This is a genomic window from Mesorhizobium sp. 113-1-2, from assembly GCF_016756475.1.
Taxonomy (GTDB): domain Bacteria; phylum Pseudomonadota; class Alphaproteobacteria; order Rhizobiales; family Rhizobiaceae; genus Mesorhizobium; species Mesorhizobium loti_C.
The window spans coordinates 929,876-950,853 of record NZ_AP023242.1; the positions used below are offsets into that span (position 1 = coordinate 929,876).

The 20,978-nt window shown below is 63.0% G+C and carries 21 protein-coding genes; 8 read left to right on the forward strand and 13 right to left on the reverse strand.

Going from position 1 to position 20,978, the window contains the following annotated elements:
* The first annotated feature begins 153 nt into the window (after positions 1–153).
* Entirely contained in the window at positions 154–1,959 is a 1,806-nt protein-coding gene (lepA, locus tag JN279_RS04380) for a translation elongation factor 4 (protein ID WP_095202822.1), read from the forward strand.
* A gap of 122 nt (positions 1,960–2,081) precedes the next feature.
* Here lepA and JN279_RS04385 read toward each other — a convergent pair whose 3' ends face one another.
* The 3 genes from JN279_RS04385 to JN279_RS04395 all read right to left on the reverse strand — a co-directional run bounded on the left by JN279_RS04385 (position 2,082) and on the right by JN279_RS04395 (position 5,329).
* The gene (locus JN279_RS04385) at positions 2,082–3,380 is read right to left on the reverse strand and encodes a ParA family protein (protein ID WP_202352098.1); all 1,299 of its coding nucleotides are present in this window, start codon (positions 3,378–3,380) and stop codon (positions 2,082–2,084) included.
* Positions 3,381–3,384: 4 nt separating this feature from the next.
* Positions 3,385–3,921, reverse strand: a complete 537-nt coding sequence (locus JN279_RS04390) for a hypothetical protein (RefSeq protein ID WP_202352099.1) — start codon at positions 3,919–3,921, stop codon at positions 3,385–3,387.
* Between the two features lie 340 nt (positions 3,922–4,261).
* Positions 4,262–5,329 (reverse strand): cyclic nucleotide-gated potassium channel, encoded by a 1,068-nt coding sequence (locus tag JN279_RS04395; protein ID WP_202352100.1) that lies wholly within the window; start codon positions 5,327–5,329, stop codon positions 4,262–4,264.
* A 295-nt stretch (positions 5,330–5,624) separates the two neighbouring features.
* On the opposite strand from JN279_RS04395, the gene JN279_RS04400 reads away from it, so the two are divergent.
* On the forward strand, positions 5,625–6,137 hold the full coding sequence (locus JN279_RS04400) for a hypothetical protein (RefSeq protein ID WP_202352101.1): 513 nt from the start codon (positions 5,625–5,627) through the stop codon (positions 6,135–6,137).
* 497 nt (positions 6,138–6,634) lie between these two features.
* Here the strand turns inward: JN279_RS04400 and JN279_RS04405 are convergent, their stop codons facing one another.
* The 3 genes from JN279_RS04405 to JN279_RS04415 all read right to left on the reverse strand — a co-directional run bounded on the left by JN279_RS04405 (position 6,635) and on the right by JN279_RS04415 (position 10,074).
* A complete protein-coding gene (locus JN279_RS04405; protein ID WP_202352102.1) occupies positions 6,635–8,275 on the reverse strand; it encodes an ABC transporter substrate-binding protein in 1,641 nt (546 codons plus the stop codon).
* A gap of 459 nt (positions 8,276–8,734) precedes the next feature.
* Positions 8,735–9,238 carry a protein-export chaperone SecB gene (gene secB / locus JN279_RS04410; protein ID WP_096452012.1) on the reverse strand — a complete coding sequence of 168 codons (504 nt, stop codon included), beginning with the start codon at positions 9,236–9,238 and terminating at the stop codon, positions 8,735–8,737.
* A gap of 338 nt (positions 9,239–9,576) precedes the next feature.
* A complete protein-coding gene (locus JN279_RS04415; RefSeq protein WP_202353641.1) occupies positions 9,577–10,074 on the reverse strand; it encodes an FxsA family protein in 498 nt (165 codons plus the stop codon).
* 198 nt (positions 10,075–10,272) lie between these two features.
* Between JN279_RS04415 and JN279_RS04420 the strand changes: the two genes are divergently transcribed.
* Genes JN279_RS04420 through JN279_RS04435 form a run of 4 tightly spaced genes read left to right on the forward strand, consistent with a single transcriptional unit; the run spans position 10,273 to position 13,023 of the window.
* Positions 10,273–10,980 carry a Tim44/TimA family putative adaptor protein gene (locus JN279_RS04420; protein ID WP_202352103.1) on the forward strand — a complete coding sequence of 236 codons (708 nt, stop codon included), beginning with the start codon at positions 10,273–10,275 and terminating at the stop codon, positions 10,978–10,980.
* Positions 10,981–11,001: 21 nt separating this feature from the next.
* Entirely contained in the window at positions 11,002–12,099 is a 1,098-nt protein-coding gene (gene mltA, locus JN279_RS04425; RefSeq protein WP_202352104.1) for a murein transglycosylase A, read from the forward strand.
* Positions 12,099–12,629 (forward strand): Smr/MutS family protein, encoded by a 531-nt coding sequence (locus JN279_RS04430; protein WP_202352105.1) that lies wholly within the window; start codon positions 12,099–12,101, stop codon positions 12,627–12,629. The genes mltA and JN279_RS04430 overlap by 1 nt, the downstream gene beginning before the upstream one ends.
* Positions 12,630–12,654: 25 nt before the next feature.
* The gene (locus tag JN279_RS04435; protein ID WP_096452004.1) at positions 12,655–13,023 is read left to right on the forward strand and encodes a helix-turn-helix domain-containing protein; all 369 of its coding nucleotides are present in this window, start codon (positions 12,655–12,657) and stop codon (positions 13,021–13,023) included.
* Between the two features lie 91 nt (positions 13,024–13,114).
* Here JN279_RS04435 and JN279_RS04440 read toward each other — a convergent pair whose 3' ends face one another.
* Positions 13,115–13,363, reverse strand: coding sequence for a hypothetical protein (locus JN279_RS04440; protein WP_096452002.1), 249 nt, complete (start codon positions 13,361–13,363; stop codon positions 13,115–13,117).
* 420 nt (positions 13,364–13,783) lie between these two features.
* Between JN279_RS04440 and JN279_RS04445 the strand changes: the two genes are divergently transcribed.
* Positions 13,784–14,725 (forward strand): IS110 family transposase, encoded by a 942-nt coding sequence (locus JN279_RS04445; RefSeq protein WP_096447894.1) that lies wholly within the window; start codon positions 13,784–13,786, stop codon positions 14,723–14,725.
* Positions 14,726–14,776: 51 nt separating this feature from the next.
* Here JN279_RS04445 and JN279_RS04450 read toward each other — a convergent pair whose 3' ends face one another.
* From JN279_RS04450 to JN279_RS04460, 3 genes are all read right to left on the reverse strand, one after another.
* A complete protein-coding gene (locus JN279_RS04450) occupies positions 14,777–15,391 on the reverse strand; it encodes a transglutaminase-like cysteine peptidase (protein ID WP_096452000.1) in 615 nt (204 codons plus the stop codon).
* Between the two features lie 157 nt (positions 15,392–15,548).
* A complete protein-coding gene (locus tag JN279_RS04455; RefSeq protein WP_202352106.1) occupies positions 15,549–16,826 on the reverse strand; it encodes a polyhydroxyalkanoate depolymerase in 1,278 nt (425 codons plus the stop codon).
* 303 nt (positions 16,827–17,129) lie between these two features.
* Positions 17,130–17,495 (reverse strand): septal ring lytic transglycosylase RlpA family protein, encoded by a 366-nt coding sequence (locus JN279_RS04460; protein WP_096451996.1) that lies wholly within the window; start codon positions 17,493–17,495, stop codon positions 17,130–17,132.
* Between the two features lie 309 nt (positions 17,496–17,804).
* Between JN279_RS04460 and JN279_RS04465 the strand changes: the two genes are divergently transcribed.
* Positions 17,805–17,981, forward strand: a complete 177-nt coding sequence (locus tag JN279_RS04465) for a hypothetical protein (protein ID WP_172221835.1) — start codon at positions 17,805–17,807, stop codon at positions 17,979–17,981.
* Positions 17,982–18,170: 189 nt separating this feature from the next.
* On the opposite strand, the gene JN279_RS04470 is transcribed toward JN279_RS04465, so the two are convergent.
* From JN279_RS04470 to ssuD, 3 genes are read right to left on the reverse strand one after another with little or no spacing between them, the layout of a single operon-like run.
* Positions 18,171–18,968 carry an ATP-binding cassette domain-containing protein gene (locus tag JN279_RS04470; protein WP_202352107.1) on the reverse strand — a complete coding sequence of 266 codons (798 nt, stop codon included), beginning with the start codon at positions 18,966–18,968 and terminating at the stop codon, positions 18,171–18,173.
* A 7-nt stretch (positions 18,969–18,975) separates the two neighbouring features.
* The gene (locus JN279_RS04475) at positions 18,976–19,752 is read right to left on the reverse strand and encodes an ABC transporter permease subunit (protein WP_202352108.1); all 777 of its coding nucleotides are present in this window, start codon (positions 19,750–19,752) and stop codon (positions 18,976–18,978) included.
* Positions 19,749–20,912, reverse strand: a complete 1,164-nt coding sequence (gene ssuD / locus JN279_RS04480) for an FMNH2-dependent alkanesulfonate monooxygenase (RefSeq protein WP_202352109.1) — start codon at positions 20,910–20,912, stop codon at positions 19,749–19,751. Before ssuD ends, JN279_RS04475 begins: the two co-directional genes overlap by 4 nt.
* Between the last annotated feature and the right edge of the window lie 66 nt (positions 20,913–20,978).

Below are 20,978 nucleotides of genomic sequence, written 5' to 3' on the forward strand. Positions count from 1 at the left end.
TTTCAATAGAATATCCTGCAGGACTAACACACAGGTCGCAAATTATGCTCTAACGCGTTTGGTTAAAATTTATCGATATTCCCGCGATCCGGCCGAAACGGTCGCCAAAGGCCGCAGCTTGCCGCAGCTTTCCGCCCCTGCTAAAGCGCGCGGATGAGCACGCCCCTCGACCACATCCGCAATTTCTCCATCGTCGCCCATATCGACCATGGCAAATCCACGCTTGCCGACCGGCTGATCCAGTCGACCGGCGGGCTGGAGCTGCGCGACATGAAGGAGCAGGTGCTGGACTCGATGGATATCGAGCGCGAGCGCGGCATCACCATCAAGGCGCAGACGGTGCGGCTGAAATACCGCGCCAACAATGGCGAGGACTATATCCTCAACCTCATCGACACGCCCGGACATGTCGACTTCGCCTATGAAGTGTCGCGTTCGCTGGCCGCCTGCGAGGGCTCGCTGCTGGTGGTCGACGCCAGCCAGGGCGTCGAGGCGCAGACGCTGGCCAATGTCTACCAGGCGATCGACAACAACCACGAGATCGTCGTGGTGCTGAACAAGGTCGACCTGCCGGCCGCCGAGCCGGAGCGCATCCGCGAGCAGGTCGAGGAGGTGATCGGCATCGACGCCTCCAACGCCGTGCTGATCTCGGCCAAGACCGGCCTCGGCATTCCGGATGTCTTGGAGGCCATTGTCCATCAATTGCCGCCGCCGCGCGAGGGCGATGCGACCGCACCGTTGAAGGCCATGCTGGTCGACAGCTGGTACGACGCCTATCTCGGCGTCATCGTGCTGGTGCGCATCATCGACGGCGTGCTGAAGAAGGGCCAGACCATCCGCATGATGGGCACCGGCGCCAAATACTTGGTCGAGCGCACCGGCGTGTTCACGCCCGCCCGCATCAATGTCGACGAGCTTGGCCCCGGCGAATTCGGCTTCTTCACCGGCTCGATCAAGGAAGTGGCCGACACACGTGTCGGCGACACCATCACCGAGGACAAGCGCGCCACCGCGCACGCCTTGCCCGGCTTCAAACCGGCGCAGCCGGTGGTGTTCTGCGGCCTGTTCCCGGTCGACGCCGCCGATTTCGAGGATCTGCGCGCCGCCGTGGGCAAATTGCGCCTCAACGACGCTTCTTTCTCTTATGAGATGGAAACCAGTGCCGCGCTGGGCTTCGGCTATCGCTGCGGCTTCCTCGGCCTGCTGCATCTGGAAATCATCCAGGAGCGGCTGGAGCGTGAGTTCAACCTCGACCTGATCGCCACCGCACCGAGCGTCGTCTACCGGCTGCTGCTCAATGACGGCTCGGTGAAGGAGCTGCACAACCCGGCCGACATGCCCGACGTGGTGAAGATCTCGGCGATCGAGGAGCCGTGGATCCGCGCCACCATATTGACCCCCGACGACTATCTCGGCGGCATTCTAAAGCTTTGCCAGGACCGGCGCGGCATCCAGGCCGACCTGTCCTATGTCGGCAAGCGCGCCATGCTGACCTACGACCTGCCGCTCAACGAAGTGGTGTTCGACTTCTATGACCGGCTGAAGTCGATCTCCAAGGGCTATGCCTCGTTCGACTATCACCTGACCGACTATCGCGAGGGCGACCTGGTGAAGATGTCGATCCTGGTCAACGAAGAGCCGGTCGATGCGCTGTCGATGCTGGTGCACCGCACGGCGGCGGAAAAGCGTGGCCGGCAGATGTGCGAGAAGCTGAAGGAGCTGATCCCGCACCATCTGTTCAAGATCCCGATCCAGGCCGCGATCGGCGGCAAGGTCATTGCCCGCGAAACCATCTCGGCGCTGCGCAAGGACGTGACCGCCAAATGCTACGGCGGCGACGTCTCGCGCAAACGCAAGCTGCTGGACAAGCAGAAAGAAGGCAAGAAGCGGATGCGCCAGTTCGGCAAGGTGGATATTCCGCAGGAGGCGTTTATCCAGGCGCTTAAGATGGGGGATTGAGAAGACGGCGCTTGCCTAAGTCACGAAGCGACGACGACCAGCGGCAGCTATTTCGAACACCATCAACCGAAGCCATCCACCGGTAGAGAGGCGGCCGGACAACCCGCCTTACTTCGCAGGTCTCAAGTCAGAGATCTACTTAAAGAGTTATTTACAATATCAGCTAACTCTGACGTCCTTAAAGAATCGAGCTTCTGCATTTCCTCCTCGACCATTCGCTTCTGCCGAAGGAGAGTATCTCGCTCGAGTTTCTTTTTTGCACGGACGTTGGCGCCAAAGGCTTCCGCGAATATTGGAAGGGCTACGGCGGCAGTCGCCGCCACTATGCCGAGGCCAAGCCAATAATATTTTGATACGATCACATTATATATCTCTGGCGAAAACCATCCAGATGACAGAACCGCAAACAAGGCGCCAATCCCGGCTATCGAGAGGGGAAATGCCTTAGAGACAAATTCTGTCAACCGCCCTCTCTTGTCGAGATTTTCCAGACCTACATAGATGTATTGCAGCTTGTTTTTAGCGTCCTTGTACTGATCGTCCAAAGGTTGTCGTAGCGCTGCCGCCTTTGTGGCGGCCCACTTGTCAAGCAAAAGCCCGTCAGCATGAGGAAGTAGAGCCTTCAAAGTTTGCAGAATCCCAAGAGTGAATTGATTCCCCGATTCAAAATCTAGAGCTAAGCGTCGCCGCGCGTAGGCCCGAACAACGTCCGCAGTCCAAGGTATTGGCGGCAGATACCTAGCAATAGAAAGGAATTCACTAAAGCTTTTGACAAACTCCGGCAGCATTTTGTTCAAGAGGATCCACGTCCGAGTGAAATTAAGGTCCTCACCCATAACGGCCTTTAGCCTCTCAATTCCGGCGGCGGACAGTGGATCATATTCACTAATTATAACTACTTCGTCAGATATATCGCGACGGACTGCAATTTTTGAAACGGTATCCGTACCGGCTTGAGCGTCAAGAAATATATAATCGAACTTTCCTCGCACAATACCCAATATCCACTTAAGGCGACCAAGGAATGCGTTGGGCTCCATCTGAGGCTTGCTGTCAAAATAGTACGTGGCAGGAATAAACTGAACTCCGTTTTCGATAGCTATAAAGGCAAATTTGGATGGGTTCTCTTTCTGATCCGCATCCAGAGCACGCTCCAGCTCGACAAGTGGATCTTGGCTCCTGGGGGGATAGTGAGAGCTATCGAAAAGTCCGAGGTATGCGGATCGCCCATCTTCATTCCGTCCTGCGCCAGAGTTGACCTGCTCTAAGTAAAGTAGGGTCATGCCGTGCGTAGCTTCGTCGCAATCGATGACCAACACCTTCTTGCCGATCTGAGCCAAGAAGGATGCAAAAGTGGCAGTGAGCGTGGTTTTTCCCGAGCCACCCTTTGCACTAGCCATACATATGACGATTGCGTTCATTCTTTCAGCTTTCGATAAAATCTTTGGCGGTGTCAGTCGCCTCCCGAATTTCCTCAACGGCCAGTGGTGCGGTCGCCTGAGGAATTAACCGGCCGACCACGTCGCCAAATATGTCCATGAATTGCTTGTGATTCTTGCTAGAATCGCCGCTCTTTGCAATTTCGATTAACGCATTAATCTTCGTTGTCAGATCGATCTGCTTAGCACGAGCGCTTGAAATTCTCTCAACAGATCTAGGCAAATACTCCCCATTTGAGCAAGGGTCGGCTTGGAATACTACGTAAGCCGCCCGAAAGTCCAACATGATGTTGCTGTTGTACTCGTCGAATGCGATCAAAAGGCTTTCAATTTTTGTCTTGTAAGCCCCCGAAATATCACCATCGACGTTTCCTTGGGCCTTTAACTTCGCTGTGACACTTCCTTCCCAGCCCTTTATGGAAAGGGGGAATGCCTGATCTATATCTCTATGAACAATCTTGGTTGTCCCATCAGGGCACTTTACCTTGTAGGTGCCGAAGTATCTGGAAAAGAACTGGAACATTTACGACCCCCCAGATCGAAACATAGTGATTTGGTCACGATTCGCAAGAACGCTATCTCGTAGGTCTTTAAGTGGAAGAAGCCCGCCCGATCCCACACTATCCGCGGTATCTGCCCGCAGGCTTGAGGAACATCGGATGCATCATCAGGAAGGCTGGCAAAGGCGCGACCTCGCGCATCGGTTTGAGAACGCTTCACCTTGAGGTATTCATGGCCCGAGGAGACATCAAATGGACACCACCTCCGACACCGTCGCCTCTCTCGGCCTCGCCATCGGTGGCGCCGTCGGCCTTGCCGGCACCTTCGTCGCCAGCGCGACGCTGCCGCAGGCATGCCCGGCATCAAGCCGTCGGTGCCGCGCCGCGACGCTCGAGCGCGGTTTTGCGGATGATTTCCGCGATCTCCGGGCTGCTGCTGCACAGCATCTGGAAATCCGCCGCGTGCAGCGACAGGAGGGAGACCTCGGTCGCGGCGCTGACGGTCGCCGAACGCCGTTCGCCGGTGATCAGCGCCATCTCGCCGAAGAAGGCGCCGGGGCCAAGCTCCACCGGGCTCGGCGTCGCGACGCTGACGCGCCCCTCGACGACGAAGAACATCCGGTCACCCACCTCGCCATTGCGGAAGATCACGGCGCCCGCCGGCAGCGAGCGCGGTCTCAGCGCGCGCACGATCTCGACCAGCACGGCCGGGCCGAGCTTCTGAAACAACGGCACGGCGGCGACCAATTGCCAATTGCGGACGAAATCCTCGCGGCGGATCTCCTGATAGAAGCCCGTGGCAAGAATGCCGGCCCAGAGCCCGAAGATGCCGATGCCACTCATCATGACCGCCCCGGCAAGGACGCGGCCGGCGAAGCTTTGCGGGATAGTGTCGCCATAGCCGGTGGTGGAAAGCGTGACCACCGCCCACCACATGGCCTGGGGGATGCTGCCGAACTTTTCCGGCTGGATGTCGCGCTCGACGACATAGGCCGCGAGCGCGACAGCGAACAGAACGACGCCGAAAAGCGTGGTGACGCCGATCAGATTGCGCGCTTCGTTGGCCAGAACCCTGCCCAGCACCGGGAAGAAAGTCGAGTCGCGCAGCGGTTTCAGCAGCCAGACAGCACAGTAGAGGCTCCGGTCGGGCGTGCCGACGAGCAGAAATGCGGCGAGCGGGACCAGAACCGCGATCACATCGATGGCGATTTTGGGCGTCCTGTCGCGAAGGTCTCCCGCCCGGCGCCTGAGCAGCGTCGCGGCCAGTTGCAGGAGATAGGCGCCCCAGATGACGGCGAGCAGGGCAGCCAGAGCCAGTGTGCTTCGCCCGGACAGGCCTGGTATCGTGAGCGCAGCCACCGCCAGCAACCCAGGCGCAGCCAGCACCGCGTTGAGCGGTGCGTAAATTCTCAGGAAAGGCAGTACCGACATTCCATGCCCACCCGCGGCTGCGACCGTCCAAAATAGGATGGCTTCAAGGCAAGCGTAAAGGGGCCTGCTGCGATGCACCAATATCGGTTCTCAGGCAAGGAACCTTGTCGGCCGCGGGCGCCGCGGACCGCTCTTTCCCAGCCTGCGCCTTTTTCTCCTTCGCGCCCTTTATCAATTTCGGGCTGACAGCGGAGCCGCGCGGGGACGTCAAACCGACAACAGCGCCTTGCCATCGGCCGGCATTGGATCGGACACCGCCCTGCGGTATCCTCAGGCAGCTTGGGGGAGACATCACATGCGCACCACGTCGGACACCGCCGCCGCAATCGGCCTCGCCATCGGCGGCGCCTTCGGCCTCGCCGGCACCTTCGTCGCCAGCGCGCCGCTGCGCGAAACGCTGTGGACGATCGACGGCGCGGCGCTGGTGGTGGCGACCGCGCTGCTCACCATGAAATACCAACGGCTGGGCCATGACTGCGTGGCCGCCGGGTTCCTCACCTTCCTGGCCGGCGAGAGCCTGCTGCTGGCCGGCAATGCGGCGGGGCTGGAGGCCAGCGTGCCCTCCTATGTCGGCGGCATCTCGCTGTGGGCGGCGGGGCTGGTCCTGGTCAGCGCGCCGAAGACGTTTGCGCTGTGGATGCGGCTCACCGCGCTCCTCTCCGCCGTGCTGTTTGTCGTCTCGGCTTGCATGATCCTGTGGGGCACGCCCCTGCTGCCGACCTCAGCGCCGCTGCCGGCGGCCGGCTATCCGTTCCTGGTGCTGACTTTTGTCGGGTGGATATGGACGCTTTTGCGGCCCGCGCGGTAACTGGTGCCCACGTCAGCCTCCGTCGAAATCCGCGACAGGAAGGCTAGCGCCGGCGCCGCCCCTCATCTGGCTGCCGCCATCTTCTCCCCGTAAACGGGGCGAAGGACGCTGTTGTCGCCGATTTCGCCAATCACAGACGTTGCAGGAAGGGCGCCGGCGTTGCAGCGGCTTCTTTCGCCCCGTTTACGGGAGAAATGCCCGGCAGGGCAATGAGGGGCGGCGCTGAGGGTGCAGGAGGGGCAGTAGGCGGCGCGACCTGGTTCCTCGCCCCACGGGAGTGGGGAGAGGTGGCCCGGCGAAGCCGGGACGGAGAGGGGCTAGCGCGGCGTTTGGGAGGTTGCTCACCAGCGTTTCTGATCGGCTTCCTGTCCTGCCAGCTAGCCCCTATTCCTGATAAGGCTTTGGCTTCGTGAAGGGCGTCCCCCGCTCCGTCCCGGCTTCGCCGGGCCACCTCTCCCCCACTTTCGTGGGGGCGAGGAACCCAGGAATGGAAGGGCTCACCCCTCAATCCAAACCTTCTCGAAATGCTGCTCCAGCGCCTGGTGCTGTTCACAGCCCTCCACCCCCTTGCGATAGGTCCGGTACACCGAGCGCCAGTACGGTTGGATGATGATGCCTGAGTCGCGCAAATTCTGCTCGATCTCAGCCATGATCTCCTTGCGGGCCTTGGCGTCCGGCGTCGCCAGCGCCTTGTCGAGCAGCTCGTCGAATTCCTTGCTGGCGTAGGCGCTTTCGTTCCAGGCGGCGCCGGATTTATAGGCCAGCGCCAGCACCTGGACGCCGAGCGGACGTCCCAGCCATTCGGTGCAGGAGAAGGGGTATTTGCTCCAGTCGTTCCAGAAGGTGGCGGCGGGCAGCACGGTGCGCTTGATCTTGAGGCCGGCCTCGCGCATCTGCGCGGCAATCGCGTCGCCGGTGGTCTTCTGCCATTCAACATCGACCGAGATCAGCTCATATTCATGGTCGGCCTTGCCGGAGGCGGCGAGCAGTTTTTTCGCCTCGTCCACATCGCGCTTGGCCGGGCCGATATCGGCGTATTCGGGGTGCATGGGGCCGACATGGTGATTGTCCGCGGGTTTGCCGCGACCGCCAAGGCCGAGCGCCAGCACGGCTGAATTGTCGACGGCGAGCTGGGCGGCGCGGCGCAGCTTGACATCGTCATAGGGCGCGTTGCCGATGTTGAAGCGGGCGACGATGGTGGAGCCGGTGGCGATCTCGGAATTTTTCAGCCCCATCTTGTCGGTCTGCGAGACGGCGTCGGAGGCGGTTTCGTGGTCGGTGTCGATCTCGCCGGATTCGAAGGCCGACAGCATGGCGTTGGGGTCGGAGCCGTAGTCGATCCACTGGATGCCATCCAGATAGAATTCGCCCTTCCACCAGGGCTTATCCTTGCGCTTGACCTCGGCACCCGTCTCGGCGTCCCATTTCACCAGTTGGCAGGGGCCGGTGGTGATGGCGAGCGCCTTCATGGGGTCGCCGTCGCCGTCATAGGAGCGGTGCATGATCAAAGCGGGATAGTCGGCCATGCCGGCGATCAGCGAAATGTCGGGCTTCGGCAGGTTGAGCTTGATGGTGTAATCGTCGAGCTTCTCGATGCCGCCATCGACGACCTTCTTGGTGTCGGCATTGACCAGCGCGCCCATGCGCGCGGCGACCGAATTGCCGGCGACGCCGGCCTCGCACCAGCGGGTGAGGTTGTGGACGACATCATCGGCGTTGAAGCTGTCGCCGTTCGACCAGGTGATGCCCTTGCGCACATGCAGGGTCAGCGTTTTGGCGTCGTCGCTCATCTCCCATTTTTCGAGCAGCCAGGGCTCGAACGAGAAATCGGTGTTCCAGCGCACCAGGTACTCGTTGCAGTGGCGGGCGACGTTGGACATTTCGACGCCGTCGAAGGTGCGCGGGTCCTTGAAACCCTTGACGTTCATGGCGACGCGCAAGGTGCCGCCCTTTTTCGGCTCGGCGGCACGGGCAGGCGTCGCGGCGAGACCGCCAAGCGCCAGAGCGCCGGCGGCGCTGACGCCAAGGCCGGCCATCAGCGCCAGATATTCGCGGCGGCTGATAGCGCCGGTTTTGAAATCGTCGGCGACGGGCTTGGCCTGCGGGTGCAATTTGCGGTCGGTCAGCATGAATTTCATCGTCGTTCCCTCTTTTGTTGGGCGTCCCGACGAATCGCCAACGCGGGGGCGGCTGCGACCGCCGGGACGCCTTTGCCTGAGGCAGCGATGATAGGGCTGGGTGACGTCGGGGAGTGTTCTGGAATCCGCAGGAGTTGTGCGGTGCTCCGCAGAGAGAAGCGTGGTGCAAGTAGGCGGTAGAAAAGAAACTCGCCGCCGCCGAGTTCCGTCACACCCCCCTCTGTCCTGCCGGACATCTCCCCCGCAAGGGGGGAGATTGGCAGTTCATGCGTTCCGCCAACTCAGAGACGTTGGAGATTGGCGAAGGCCGGGGCGACATCCGATCTCCCCCCTTGCGGGGGAGATGGCCGGCAGGCCAGAGGGGGTGCTGTCCCTCCAACGTCGCCCAGGACCAGGTAGAAGCGCCCAACAAAAAACCCGGCTCGAGGCCGGGTTTTCGAGGCATTCTCTAGATATAGCTCAGCTCACCTGGACCTTCGACGCGGCCTGGTCTTCGGCGATCTTCTGCTGGAACATCTGCGCGAAATCGATCGGGTCGAGCATCAGCGGCGGGAAGCCGCCATTGCGGGTGGCCTCGGCGATGATCTGGCGGGCGAAGGGGAACAGCAGGCGCGGGCATTCGATGAACAGGATCGGCAGCATGTGCTCCTGCGGGAAGCCTGAAATGGCGAAGACACCGCCATAGACCAGCTCGACATTGAACAGCACTTCCTGGTCGAAGGAGGCCTTGGCGTTCAGCGTCAGGTTAACGTCGAACTGCTTGTCGGACAGCGGGTTGGCGTTGACATTGACGTTGATGGCGATGCCGGGGGCCTTGTCGCGGCCGCGCAGCGAGTTCGGCGCGCCGGGGCTTTCGAAGGACAGGTCCTTCACATACTGGGCGAGCACGTTGAGCGACGGCTGCGCTCCCGTGTTGCCGTTTCCGTTGGCTGCGCCGGTCGGCGCGTCATCGTTGCTGGCCATGAGCCTTATATCCTTTTCCCCTGGGCAGCGTTGCTGACCGAATTGAAATCGGGCGTTCGCTACCATGGCCGGCATGACAAGACAAGGTTTGCCGCCTTGGGACTCCTCATGTCGTCATCCCAGGGCGAAGCAGCCGCGCAGCGGCGTCGCAGAGACCCTGGGATCCATGCCGCGACCTTGTCCGAAGAATGCGGCGGCTCAGTGCTCACAACGGCGCAGCCGGGTGAATATCCTCCACCGCAGCGGCGTTCAGAGGTCGCGGCATGGATCCTGGGGTCTGCGCGCGTCGCTTCGCTCCTTGCTCCGCCCCAGGATGACGAAGCATCGGATGGCCGTTCTCAATCGTCCTTCAGCCGCCGCCACGGCGAATTATGATCCGGCCCGCGCTTCAAATCGTCCTCGCGCGAATAGTCGCCGTCGTCGAGGTCGATGACCTTGTCGCGCGACCGGCGGAAACCGCCGGCCGAGAAATCGGTGGCCACGACGATGCGGCCCTTGAACCGGCGCCAGGCAAGGTCGCGCACCGGCGGCAGGAACAAGAGCAGGCCGATAATGTCGGTGATGAAGCCGGGGATGATCAGCAGGATCGCGGCGACCACGATCATGGCGCCATGGGCAAGATGGCGGCTGGGGTCATGGCCGGCATCCATCTCGGCGCGCACCCGCGCCATCACACCAAAACCCTGGTGCCGGAGCAAAAGCACGCCGGCAATGCTCGAGGCCAGCACGAGGCCGACCGTCGCCAGCGCGCCGACCTCGCGGCCGACGATGACGAAACCGGCGATTTCCAACAGCGGAAGCGCGAGGAGGAAGAAGGGAAGCAGCGAAATGCGCAAGTCTTTACCGACCATTCGATTGTTTTGCCCGTCGGCGGCCAATCGCCGCTGGCACTGGGGCTGTTAGATAGGTATGCCTGCCTTTGATTTGAATGATTGCACCTTGCGTTCTATATGCTTTGAATGTTGAACGCTATGCGACCGCGGCCTGTTGGCCGGATGGTCCGGCCTAGAGGCAGGGATTGATTGGCGGAAGATATGGGCTTCTTCGACTTCGGCACGATTTTCTTCCTGATCGCGGCGGTGGTGATCTTCTTCCAGCTGCGCAACGTGCTGGGCCGTCGGACCGGTAGCGAGCGGCCGCCCTTCGACCCCTACACGGCGGCGCGCACCGACAAGGACGCCACGCAGAAGCCGGAAAATGTCGTTTCGCTGCCGCGCAAGCGGCTGCCGGGCGAGGCGGCGCCGGCCGACGCCTATACGGCGATCGACGCTTTCGCCAAGCCCGACACAGATCTCAACAAGGGCCTGCGCGCGATTAAGGACAATGACCCGTCCTTCGATCCGAAGGGTTTCATCGACGGCGCCAAGATGGCTTATGAGATGATTGTCATGGCCTATGCCGACGGCGACCGCAAAACGCTGAAGAATCTTCTGTCGCGCGAGGTGTTCGACGGTTTCGTCGCCGCGATCGGCGAACGCGAGGCCAAGGCCGAAAAAATCCAGTCCTCCTTCGTCGGCATCGACAAGGCCGACATCGTTTCGGCGGAGATGAAGGGCGGCGAGGCGCATGTGACGCTGCGCATCATCAGCGAGCTGATTTCGGCGACACGCGACAAGGCCGGCACGGTGATCGACGGCGATCCGGAAACAGTGGCCGAGGTCAAGGATGTCTGGACCTTCGCCCGCGACACGCGCTCGCGCGATCCAAACTGGAAGCTCGTCGCCACCGAAGAAGAAGACTGAGTCCGGAACAGGCGGGCTCCGGTGTCGCTGTCGCCACTCCTTGTTGAAAGGTCCTTTGGCGACCTGCCCGGCTGGGGCGAGGACGATCCTCTGGCGGCCTTCGAGGCTTTTCGCCGCTCCGCCTTCCATGTGCTGACAAAACCCTATCGCAGCGGTGCGCTCGGCATCGATTTCGGCGCCTTCGCCGAGGTCTATGCGCAGGCGCGCACGGCACCGCCTGAAAACCGGGCGGAGGCCCGCGCCTTCTTCGAGCGCCATTTTGTCCCGATGCTGGTCCCGCCCGAAACCGGCCCCGGCCTCGTCACCGGCTTCTACGAACCGCAGGTCGAGGCTTCGCCGGTGCGCACGGAGCGTTTTGTCGTGCCGCTCTTGTCGCGGCCGGCCGATCTTGCCGATGTCGACGACGCCAACCGGCCTGAGGGAATGGACCCCTACCTCGCCTTCGCGCGCCGGACAGCGGATGGACTGGCCGAATATTTCGACCGTGGCACGATCGAACGCGGGGCACTGGCCGGCCAGGGGCTGGAGATCGCCTGGCTGGCCGACAAGGTCGACGCCTTCTTCATCCATGTGCAAGGGGCGGCGCGGCTGGCCATGACCGACGGCCGACTTTGCCGCGTCACCTATGCGGCCAAGTCGGGCCAGCGCTTTACCGGGCCGGGCAAGGTGCTGAGCGAATTGGGCGAGATCCCGCTGGCGCAAGTGACGATGCAGTCGATCCGCGCCTGGTTCAAGGCGCATCCCCAGCGCATCGACGAGATCCTGTGGCAGAACCGCTCCTACATCTTCTTCCGCGAGGCTGACGTCGAGGACGCGAGCCTCGGCCCGATCGCCGCCGCCAAAGTGCCGCTGACGCCGGGTCGCTCGGTCGCCGTCGACCGGCTGCTGCACACTTTCGGCACGCCGTTCTACATCGACGCGCCGACGCTGACCGCCTTTGACAAAAGACCGTTCCGGCGACTGATGATCGCGCAGGACACCGGCTCGGCCATCACCGGGCCGGCGCGCGGCGATCTCTTCGCCGGCTCGGGCGATGCCGCCGGCGAAATCGCCGGCGTGGTGCGCAACGCCGCCGATTTCTACGCGCTGGTACCGCGCGCGTTGGTCGGGGGCGCCTGATGAGCAAGCGTCCGGACAGGCTGAGCGAAGACGACCGGGTGCTGTGGAACCTGGTGGCGCGCACGGCCAAGCCGCTCAAGGGCAAGATTTCAGTCGAGATTCCCGACATGGCCGTCGAGGCCAAGCCGCCGACACCGCAGGCGGCGCAGCCTGCCGTGAATGCCGCGGGCGCGGCAAAGCCGAAGGCGCAGCATGTCACGCACCGGCTCGACGAGCCGACGCTGGACAAACTGTCGAAGGGCCGGCTGCCGATCGAAGGCCGCGTCGACCTGCATGGGATGAGGCAGGACGAGGCCTATTCGCTGCTGTTCTCGTTCCTGCACCGGGCGCATGCCGGCGGCATCCGTTATGTGCTGGTCATCACCGGCAAGGGGTCGTCCTCCGGCGGCGACGGTGTGCTGCGGCGCGCGGTGCCGGCCTGGCTGTCGACGCCGGCGTTCCGGCCGCTGGTCTCCAGCCACGACCATGCCGCCCGCAACCATGGCGGCTCAGGCGCGCTCTATATCAGGCTGCGGCGGACACGCTCATGAGGGGTGACGCTGTGAGGCGGGCCGCATGACGCCGTTCGGCGAGAGGCTGCGGGCGCTGCGCGCCGAGCGCGGCGTCAGCCAGAAGGACATGGCGGCGGCGATCGGCGTCAGTGCCGCCTATCTCTCGGCGCTCGAACATGGCCGGCGCGGTGCGCCGACCTGGACGCTGATCCAGAAGATCATCGGCTATTTCAACATTATCTGGGACGATGCCGAGGAGCTGGCGCGGCTGGCCGAAGCCTCACATCCGCGTGTCAGGCTCGACACGTCGGGTCTCAATCCCGCCGCCACCGAGCTCGCCAATCTCTTGGCCGAGAACATCGAGAAGCTGGACGAGGCGGAATTGCGCCGCATCACCGCATCGATCCGCGCCGCGCTGGGCCGGCTGAAGTAACGGGTTTGCCCGGATTTCGCGACGGCCGGATGTCTGCCTGATGGCAACACAGTGCCCGCCGGCGAAGCGCCAGCGGGCAACTGTGGCGAGATCAATACTTGCCGGCCGTGCTGCCGTTGGGGTTGCCGCCTTTGGTGCCCGGGCGGCCATTGTCATGATGGTCGCGGTCGTGGCCACCGCCCAGGCAGTCCGAAGCGCCGGCAGTGCCGCAACAACGGCCGGCCCAAAGGTCATTGAGGTTGGTGTAGGAGCAGCTGACCGTCTGGTCGGCCATCGCGGATCCGCTCAGCGCCGACACGGCGGCGAAGGCGAGAAGGGTATTGCGCAGAAAAGCAGTCATTTGAAGTCTCCATGGTTGGGTTTCGTCGTTCACGGCTGTGTGTCGCCGGGTGGACGGAAATGGTTCACGGAGAGGTGGAGATTTTTTGGGAGGGATGCGCGGTGGAGCCCCCGGCCTTCGTCATCCACGGGCGGAGCGGGAGCGAAGCGGACGCGCAGACCCCTGGAGCTGCTCCGCGACGTCGCTTCGCGACTGCTGCACCCTAGGATTGTTTGAGAAGGATCGGGTAGTTTGGCGGCCGGGACTGCGGCCCATCACAGCCAGCAGTCCCGGCGGCAGGCGACCGCCCTTAGGACCGGGTAACACCCGACGTCATCATGGTCCCTGCCGTCTTTGTCCGCCATCGCTTGGAGAGTTGATTGGCCGCTGGCTCGCGCCACGCCCGCAAACAATCCGAAGCCCGACAAGGATACCACCAGCATGGCCTTCTTGCACCAACAACCGCAAATGTGCCTCGGCTTCGACATCGCCAAGGACACCGTCACCGCCGCCGACGGGACTACCACCGGCACCATCCTCAATCAGCGCAGAGCTGTCCGTGCTTTCCTGAAGAGCTACAAACACATCGACCTTGTCGTGTGCGAGCCGACAGGCGGCCATGAAAGCCTACTGCTCGAAGAGTGCCTGCGCGCCGGCATTGCCTGCCATCGCGCCGACACGCTCAAGGTCAAGAGCTACATCCGCTCCTTCGGTACGCACGGCAAGAGCGATGCCATCGATGCCGCGATGTTGAGAGCCTACGGTCGTGAACGCTGGGCAAAACTGTCCCTTTGGCAGGCGCCCGATGCCGATGAGACCAGCCTGCGCGCGCTGGTTCGCCGCCGCCAGGAACTCATCACCATCAAGGTCGCAGAGAAGAACCGTGCCAAGGCACCTGGCGGCCGCAAGCTCGCGACCTCTTTCGAGGCCGTGATCAAAGTCGTCGAGCGCCAACTCCAAATCATCGATGCCGAGATCCGCGAACTGATCGCCAACAGCAGCGCCCTTAAGCATCGAGCCGCCATCTGCACGGCCATGGACAGTCTCGGCCCGATCGTGGCGGCCAAGCTCTTGGCTATCCTGCCCGAACTCGGCTCCATGACACGCCGCAAAGCTGCAGCCCTTGCTGGCCTTGCACCACACCCAAACGACAGCGGACAAAAGCAAGGCTACCGCAAAATCCGTGGCGGACGCCCTGATGTTAGAACCGCACTGTTCATGCCGGCCCTGCGCGCCGCAGCTGGAAAGGGCGAATTCGCACCCTTCTACAAACGCCTCGTCACCAACGGAAAAAAGCCGATGGTGGCAATCGCTGCCGTCATGCGAAAGATCATCGTTACCCTAAATGCAAGACTAAGGGACGCCGCCATTTCTCAGAGTTGATGACGAAGCGATGGGTGTGGCCGCCTCAAGCGGCCAACCGCGAACGCGCCCCTATTCCACTGACCCGACCAGAACCTGCTGGCCGCCGCGGATGGAGACCCAGCGGCCGGTGTTGTCGATCGCCTGCCGCTTGAGGAAGCGGTAGCCGGTCTGGTCCCAGGCCTTGACCTTGTCGGTCAGATTGTCGAGCACATAGTCGCCCTTGTCGGTGCGCACGGTCAGCACCGAATGGCCTTCGCCGTCGGGCTTGCGCACCACGGTGATGAGCAGATCGGACAGCGAGATGCCCATGTGGGACAGCCGGCGGCGCTTTTCCAGCACATAGTCCTCGCAATCGCCGACGCCCTTGTCGGGATAGGCCCAGACCTCGTCCTTGCCGTAAATGTCCATGTCGCTCATCGGCTTGACGGCGGCGTTGACCCTGGCGGTGACGCTGGCGAGCTTGCTCATCAGCCCATTGGTCATCCTGGCCGGCGCCAGATTGCTCGGACGGATCGAGCATTCGCCGGGGTGCAGCTTGCAGAAATCATAGTGGCCGATCGGCTGCGAGGTGATGCCCCCGGTCGCCATCGCTCCGGCCGCCATTGCCGGCCAGCTTGCCGTGGCTGCCAGACCGGCCGCAGCCACGCATAAACGCAGCCTTCTCGCCATTGTTGAGGAATTCATTGTCCCCGCTCACCCTGTTGTTAACGAAACGTTAAGGGCGATCGGCAGTCCGTGTCAATTACGACGACGGGCTGATTGGCAGCATGGTTACCCGCGGGGAGGGACAGCGTCTATTGTGCAACAGAATCGGGCCGACGGCCGATTTTGTCCGGAATTCCTATCGCCTGGCGGTGCGAACCAGCCTCGGCTTCACCGCGACGCGGTTCTGGCGGCCATAGCTGGTGATGAAGTCGACGATGCGCGGCACGATCTCCGAGCGGAAGCGCGAGCCGTTGAAGACGCCGTAATGGCCGACCGCCGGCTGCATGTAATGCGCCTTCTTGTCAGCCGGAATGTTGACGCACAGATCCTGCGCCGCCTTGGTCTGGCCGAGGCCCGATATGTCGTCGTTCTCACCTTCGACCGTGAACAAAGCGACGTTGCGGATGGCCGAGGTATCGATGCGGGTGCCGCGATGGGTCATCTCGCCCTTGGGCAGGGCATGGCGCACGAAGACGGTGTCGACGGTCTGCAGATAGAATTCCGCCGTCAGGTCCATGACAGCCAGATACTCGTCATAGAAGTCGCGGTGTTTTTCGGCATTGTCGCCGTCATGCTTCACAAGGTGCATGAAGAAGTCCTTGTGGGCGATGATGTGGCGGTCGAGGTTCATGCTCATGAAGCCGGACAGCTGCAGGAAGCCCGGATAGACCTCGCGGCCGAAGCCCGGCACCGGCCAGGGCGCGCGCATGACGACATTGTCGCGGAACCAGTCGATGCCCTTCTCCTCGGCCAGGAGATTGACCGCGGTCGGGTTGCGGCGGGTGTCGATCGGCCCGCCCATCAGGGTCATGGTCGACGGCACGAAGGGATCACCCTTCGCCTCCATCAGCGCCACCGCCGCCAGAACCGGCACGGAAGGCTGGCACACCGCCATCACATGGGTGTCGGGGCCGAGCGCATGGAACATGTCGATGACGTAGTCGATATAGTCGTCGAGATCGAAGCTGCCGTCGGCCAGCGGCACCATGCGGGCATCGACCCAATCGGTGATGTGGACATCGGCATAGGGCAGCATGGCTTCCACCGTGCCGCGCAGCAGCGTCGCATAGTGGCCCGACATCGGCGCCACGATCAGCAGCTTCGGATCCGGCTTGCGGCCGGCGGGAAGAGCGCGTTCGAAGTGGACGAGATTGCAGAACGGCTTCGACCAGACGGTCTTTTCGGTGACCGCGACGCTCTTCCAGTCGACAGCGGTCTTGTCGAGGCCGAAGGTGGGCTTGCCGTAGCGGCGCGTGGTGCGCTCGAACAGTTCGGCGCCCGCCGCGATCGAACGGCCCCAGGGCGTGTGCGAAAACGGATTGAGCGGGTTGACGTAGAACATGCGCACCGCGTCGGCATAGAGCCGGGCCGGCTGCAACGCCGCGTGGTTCATTTCATAGAGCTGGTAGAACATCGACAACCCCGCTGCTGCTGCGACCGAAGGGACGACGAGCAGCGCCGAGCCTCAAATGTCTCGTGGCGAGGTTAACAACTAATTGCTGCGATGCAATACGTCACGTGGCGTGACCAATCGTTCTTTCGTGCAACGGCTTGCAAATTGGCCGGGAATGGCCGAGCCGGCTCAATGTGCGGCGCCGAAATGTGTAGGAAATGTGTCCGTTAGCCGGACACCTGACCATGATCCCGAAAAGTGGAACCCGCTTTTTGCTTCGCTGACCTGCGGCTCGGAAGAGATCATGCTCCAGGGACAATCACATCAAATGCGCGCCATGCAGACGGCGGTCTGGCCCGAACCGATGAAGCCGAGTTGGCCGGCGGCGCCCTTCGACAGGTCGAGCACCCGTCCCCTGATGAACGGGCCGCGATCGTTGATGCGCACGATGACGCTGCGGCCGTTGTTCTGGTTGGTGACCCGCAATTTGGTGCCAAACGGCAGCGTCCGGTGGGCGGCGGTCATCGCCGACGGGTTCATGCGCTCGCCCGATGCGGTGCGCGAGTGCAGCGCGTACCAGGAAGCACGGCCACACTGGCCGGCGGCGGTTGCCGAAGTGGCGGAAGCGCCGACCATCAGGCCAGCAGCGATCGTTACCGCGACAAGCGCGGTCTGGTTTAGGTTCTTCATCTCTTGGGGATGGCTCCGTTTTTGACAGACCCCAGCCGTTAGGTGCCGAATAAGGCAGGAAATGCGGCAAGCATCTGTCCGTTCCGTGGCGAGATCACACGTTTGGAGTCATCGGGTAACAGTCTGTCATGGATTATCCGACGATATTTGATCAATTCTCGATGATCTTCGGGCCGATATTGGAGATCGCTTTGACAAGATATCGGATTAATATCCAAGTAGAATCCGGCGTGATTGAACCCCTTCCTTTGGCTCTTTCATCACGCTCACGACGCCGCAAACGATCGACTTGAAAAGCGAGGTCCGACAATGAGACTGACCAAAAATCTGCTGGCCTTGATTGTACTGGCCATCGGTGCGCTGTGGTCGCTGCAAGGCATCGGCGTCGTCGGCGGCAGCTTCATGACCGGCCAGTCGCAATGGCTCTATATCGGCCTCGTCGCCATGCTGGTCGGCCTGGCCGGGCTGGTGTGGGCGAACCGGTAGGGGTGAAAGGTCGCCCCCACTCCGTCGAGCTTCGCTCGACACCTCTCCCCCGATCGACGGGGGAGAGGAAGGGCGCGCGTTCTCCGGGCTTGGCTCCTTTCCTCTCCCTCCGGAGGGGGGAGAGGTGGCGCTGCGAAGCAGCGACGGAGTGGGGGAAGCCGCTCGTCAATTCCGCTGCCGCAAGACAGCCTAACCGAACAGCCGGTCCAATATCGTGCCTTCAAGCCGGGCGAGTTCGGCGGAACCGCGCCGGCGCGGCCGGGCGACCGGCACTTCCAGGTCGAGCGCGATCCGGCCTTCGCTGATCACCACAACACGGTCGGCGAGCGCGACCGCTTCGGCGACATCGTGGGTGACCAGCACGGCGGTGAATTTCTGGGCGAGCCAGATGCGCTCCAGCAATTGCTGCATCTCGATGCGGGTCAGCGCGTCGAGCGCGCCGAGCGGCTCGTCGAGCGCCAGGATCTGCGGGTGGCCGACCAGCGCGCGGGCGAGCGCCACGCGCTGCTTCTGGCCGCCTGACAGCACCGAGGGCCATTCATCGGCGCGGTCGGCGAGGCCGACCTCGCCCAGAATGTCGAGCGCGCGTTGCCTTGCGTCCTGCCCGGCGGCGATGCCGGTCAGCCCGACCTCGACATTCCTGACGACACTGGCCCAGGGCAGCAGGCGCGGCTCCTGGAACATGAAGCGGGTGCGGCTGTGGTCTTCTTCCTCGGCGCCCAGCGTCAACGACCCCGATGTCGGCCGGTCGAGCCCGGCGAGCAGCCTGAGCAAAGTGCTCTTGCCGCAACCGCTCTTGCCGATGACGGCAACGAACTGCCCGGCCGGCACGTCGAGGTCGATGCCGTCGAGCACGATCTTGTCGCCGAAGCGTTTTTCGACGCCCTTGAAGGCGAAAGCGCGGCGACCTTCGACAGAAATCGCCGGGCGTGCCGGCACTGGTGCGGCGACGAAGGAACGGACGGAGGTCAGGCTGGCGGCTGGCATCGAAACCTCATCCGTGCTGGAAGGCGGGATGCCAGCCGAGCGACAGCCGCTCGAGCAGGCGGGCGAGGCTGTCGGCGAGCTTGCCGAGCAGCGCGTAGATCAGGATCGACAGCACGACGACATCGATCAGCAGGAATTCGCGCGCCTGCATGGCCATGTAGCCGAGGCCCGAACTGGCCGAGATCGTCTCGGCGACGATCAGCGTCAGCCACATGATGCCGAGCGCATAGCGCAGGCCGACGAAGATCGCCGGCAGCGCGCCGGGCAGGATGACGCTGAAGAACAGCGCGCGCCGGTCCATGCCGTAGACACGGCCCATCTCGACCAGCTGCGGATCGACGCTCTGTATGCCGAGCAGCGTGTTGACGTAGATCGGAAAGAACACGCCGAGCGCCACCAGGAACAGTTTGGCTTCCTCGTCGATGCCGAACCACAGGATGACGAGCGGGATCAGCGCCAGGTGCGGGATGTTGCGGATCATCTGCAGCGTGGTGTCGGTCAGGCCGCGGCTGAGCCGCGACAGGCCGTTGGCGAGGCCGAGCGCGAAGCCGATCGAGCCGCCTATGGCAAAGCCGGCAAGCGCGCGCGCCGTCGAAACACCGATGTTGCGGATCAGTTCGCCCGAAAGCGTCAGCCGCCAGAAGGCCTCGGCAACGGCGCTTGGCGCCGGCAGCACATTGGCCGGCATGACGCCCGCGCGGCTGGCAATCTCCCAGCCGGCGATCACCAGCACCGGCAGCACCCAGCCGATGGCGTTTGCGTGGAGGCGCGCGGAAAAGCTCATGAGGAGGCCTGCAGGCGGGCGGCGCCATGGAAGCCGACCGAGAATTCATTGGCGATATTCTCATGCACTCGCTGCCGGCTGGTGCCGAGCCCGAGCTTCGGGAACAGAAGCTCAGCGACGCGGTAGGCTTCCTCGAGATGCGGATAGCCCGAGCCGATGATGGTATCGATGCCGATCGCCTGGTATTCGCGGATGCGCTGCGTGATCTGCTCCGGCGTGCCGACCAGCGCGGTGCCGGCGCCGCCGCGCACCAGGCCGACGCCGGCCCACAGATTGGGCGCCACGACCAGCCTGTCGCGGCGGCCGCCATGCAGTTCCGCCATGCGGCGCTGGCCGACCGAGTCCATCTCGGTGAGGAAGCGCGCTTGCGCGTTCTCGATCTGGGCATCGGTGACATGGCTGATCAGCCGGTCGGCGGCGCGCCAGGCTTCGTCCTCGGTCTCGCGCACGATGAAATGCAGCCGGATGCCGAAACGCAGTTTCCTGCCGCGCAGCGCCGCCTTTTTACGCGCTGAAGCGAGCTTTTCGGCCACCTGCGCCGGCGGCTCGCCCCAGGTCAGGTACATGTCGACGAGATCGGCGGCGAGATCCTGGCCGGCATCGGACGATCCGCCGAAATAGAGCGGCGGCCGCTCCTGGCTTGGCAGAAGGTCGAGGCGGCCATTCTCGACGCGGTAGTATTTGCCGTCGAAATTGACGCGCTCGCCCGATACCAGGCCGCGCCAGATGGTCAGGAATTCATGCGCCTGCGCATAGCGCTCGTCATGCGGCAGGAAGACGCCGTCGCCGGCGAGTTCGGTCGGATTGCCGCCGACCACGACATTGAGCAGCAGGCGGCCATTGCTCAACCGGTCGAGCGCCGCGGTCTGCCGCGCGGCGAAGGTCGGCAATGTCACGCCGGGCCGCAGCGCCACCAGGAATTTGAGTTTTTCGGTGAGGGTGGCGAGGCCTGTGGCGGTGATCCAGGAATCCTCGCAATTCTGTCCGGTCGGCAGCAACACGCCGGGAAAGCCGAGCCGGTCGACCGCCTGGGCGATTTCCTTGAAATAGCCGAACTCCGGCGGCCGCTGCTGCTCCTCGGAACCGAGATAGGAACCGTCGCCATGCGTCGGGATGAACCAGAAGAAATCGAGCGGTGCGGTGCTGGCTGGCGTGGTCATGGCGGACTTCCTGGAGATGCAGGCACAAACGGCAAAGGCGCCGGACGTCTCCGCCCGGCGCCGCGA

Coding starts and splice junctions, on each gene's coding strand:
- JN279_RS04405 (WP_202352102.1), bottom strand. CDS start 8,275: ATGAAATTCATGCTGACCGACCGCAAATTGCACCCGCAGGCCAAGCCC.
- JN279_RS04460 (WP_096451996.1), bottom strand. CDS start 17,495: ATGAAGAACCTAAACCAGACCGCGCTTGTCGCGGTAACGATCGCTGCT.
- JN279_RS04400 (WP_202352101.1), top strand. CDS start 5,625: ATGCGCACCACGTCGGACACCGCCGCCGCAATCGGCCTCGCCATCGGC.
- ssuD (WP_202352109.1), bottom strand. CDS start 20,912: ATGACCACGCCAGCCAGCACCGCACCGCTCGATTTCTTCTGGTTCATC.
- JN279_RS04395 (WP_202352100.1), bottom strand. CDS start 5,329: ATGTCGGTACTGCCTTTCCTGAGAATTTACGCACCGCTCAACGCGGTG.
- JN279_RS04445 (WP_096447894.1), top strand. CDS start 13,784: ATGGCCTTCTTGCACCAACAACCGCAAATGTGCCTCGGCTTCGACATC.
- JN279_RS04390 (WP_202352099.1), bottom strand. CDS start 3,921: ATGTTCCAGTTCTTTTCCAGATACTTCGGCACCTACAAGGTAAAGTGC.
- JN279_RS04430 (WP_202352105.1), top strand. CDS start 12,099: ATGAGCAAGCGTCCGGACAGGCTGAGCGAAGACGACCGGGTGCTGTGG.
- JN279_RS04435 (WP_096452004.1), top strand. CDS start 12,655: ATGACGCCGTTCGGCGAGAGGCTGCGGGCGCTGCGCGCCGAGCGCGGC.
- JN279_RS04470 (WP_202352107.1), bottom strand. CDS start 18,968: ATGCCAGCCGCCAGCCTGACCTCCGTCCGTTCCTTCGTCGCCGCACCA.
- JN279_RS04420 (WP_202352103.1), top strand. CDS start 10,273: ATGGGCTTCTTCGACTTCGGCACGATTTTCTTCCTGATCGCGGCGGTG.
- JN279_RS04450 (WP_096452000.1), bottom strand. CDS start 15,391: ATGAATTCCTCAACAATGGCGAGAAGGCTGCGTTTATGCGTGGCTGCG.
- JN279_RS04455 (WP_202352106.1), bottom strand. CDS start 16,826: ATGTTCTACCAGCTCTATGAAATGAACCACGCGGCGTTGCAGCCGGCC.
- secB (WP_096452012.1), bottom strand. CDS start 9,238: ATGGCCAGCAACGATGACGCGCCGACCGGCGCAGCCAACGGAAACGGC.
- lepA (WP_095202822.1), top strand. CDS start 154: ATGAGCACGCCCCTCGACCACATCCGCAATTTCTCCATCGTCGCCCAT.
- JN279_RS04440 (WP_096452002.1), bottom strand. CDS start 13,363: ATGACTGCTTTTCTGCGCAATACCCTTCTCGCCTTCGCCGCCGTGTCG.
- JN279_RS04475 (WP_202352108.1), bottom strand. CDS start 19,752: ATGAGCTTTTCCGCGCGCCTCCACGCAAACGCCATCGGCTGGGTGCTG.
- JN279_RS04465 (WP_172221835.1), top strand. CDS start 17,805: ATGAGACTGACCAAAAATCTGCTGGCCTTGATTGTACTGGCCATCGGT.
- JN279_RS04385 (WP_202352098.1), bottom strand. CDS start 3,380: ATGAACGCAATCGTCATATGTATGGCTAGTGCAAAGGGTGGCTCGGGA.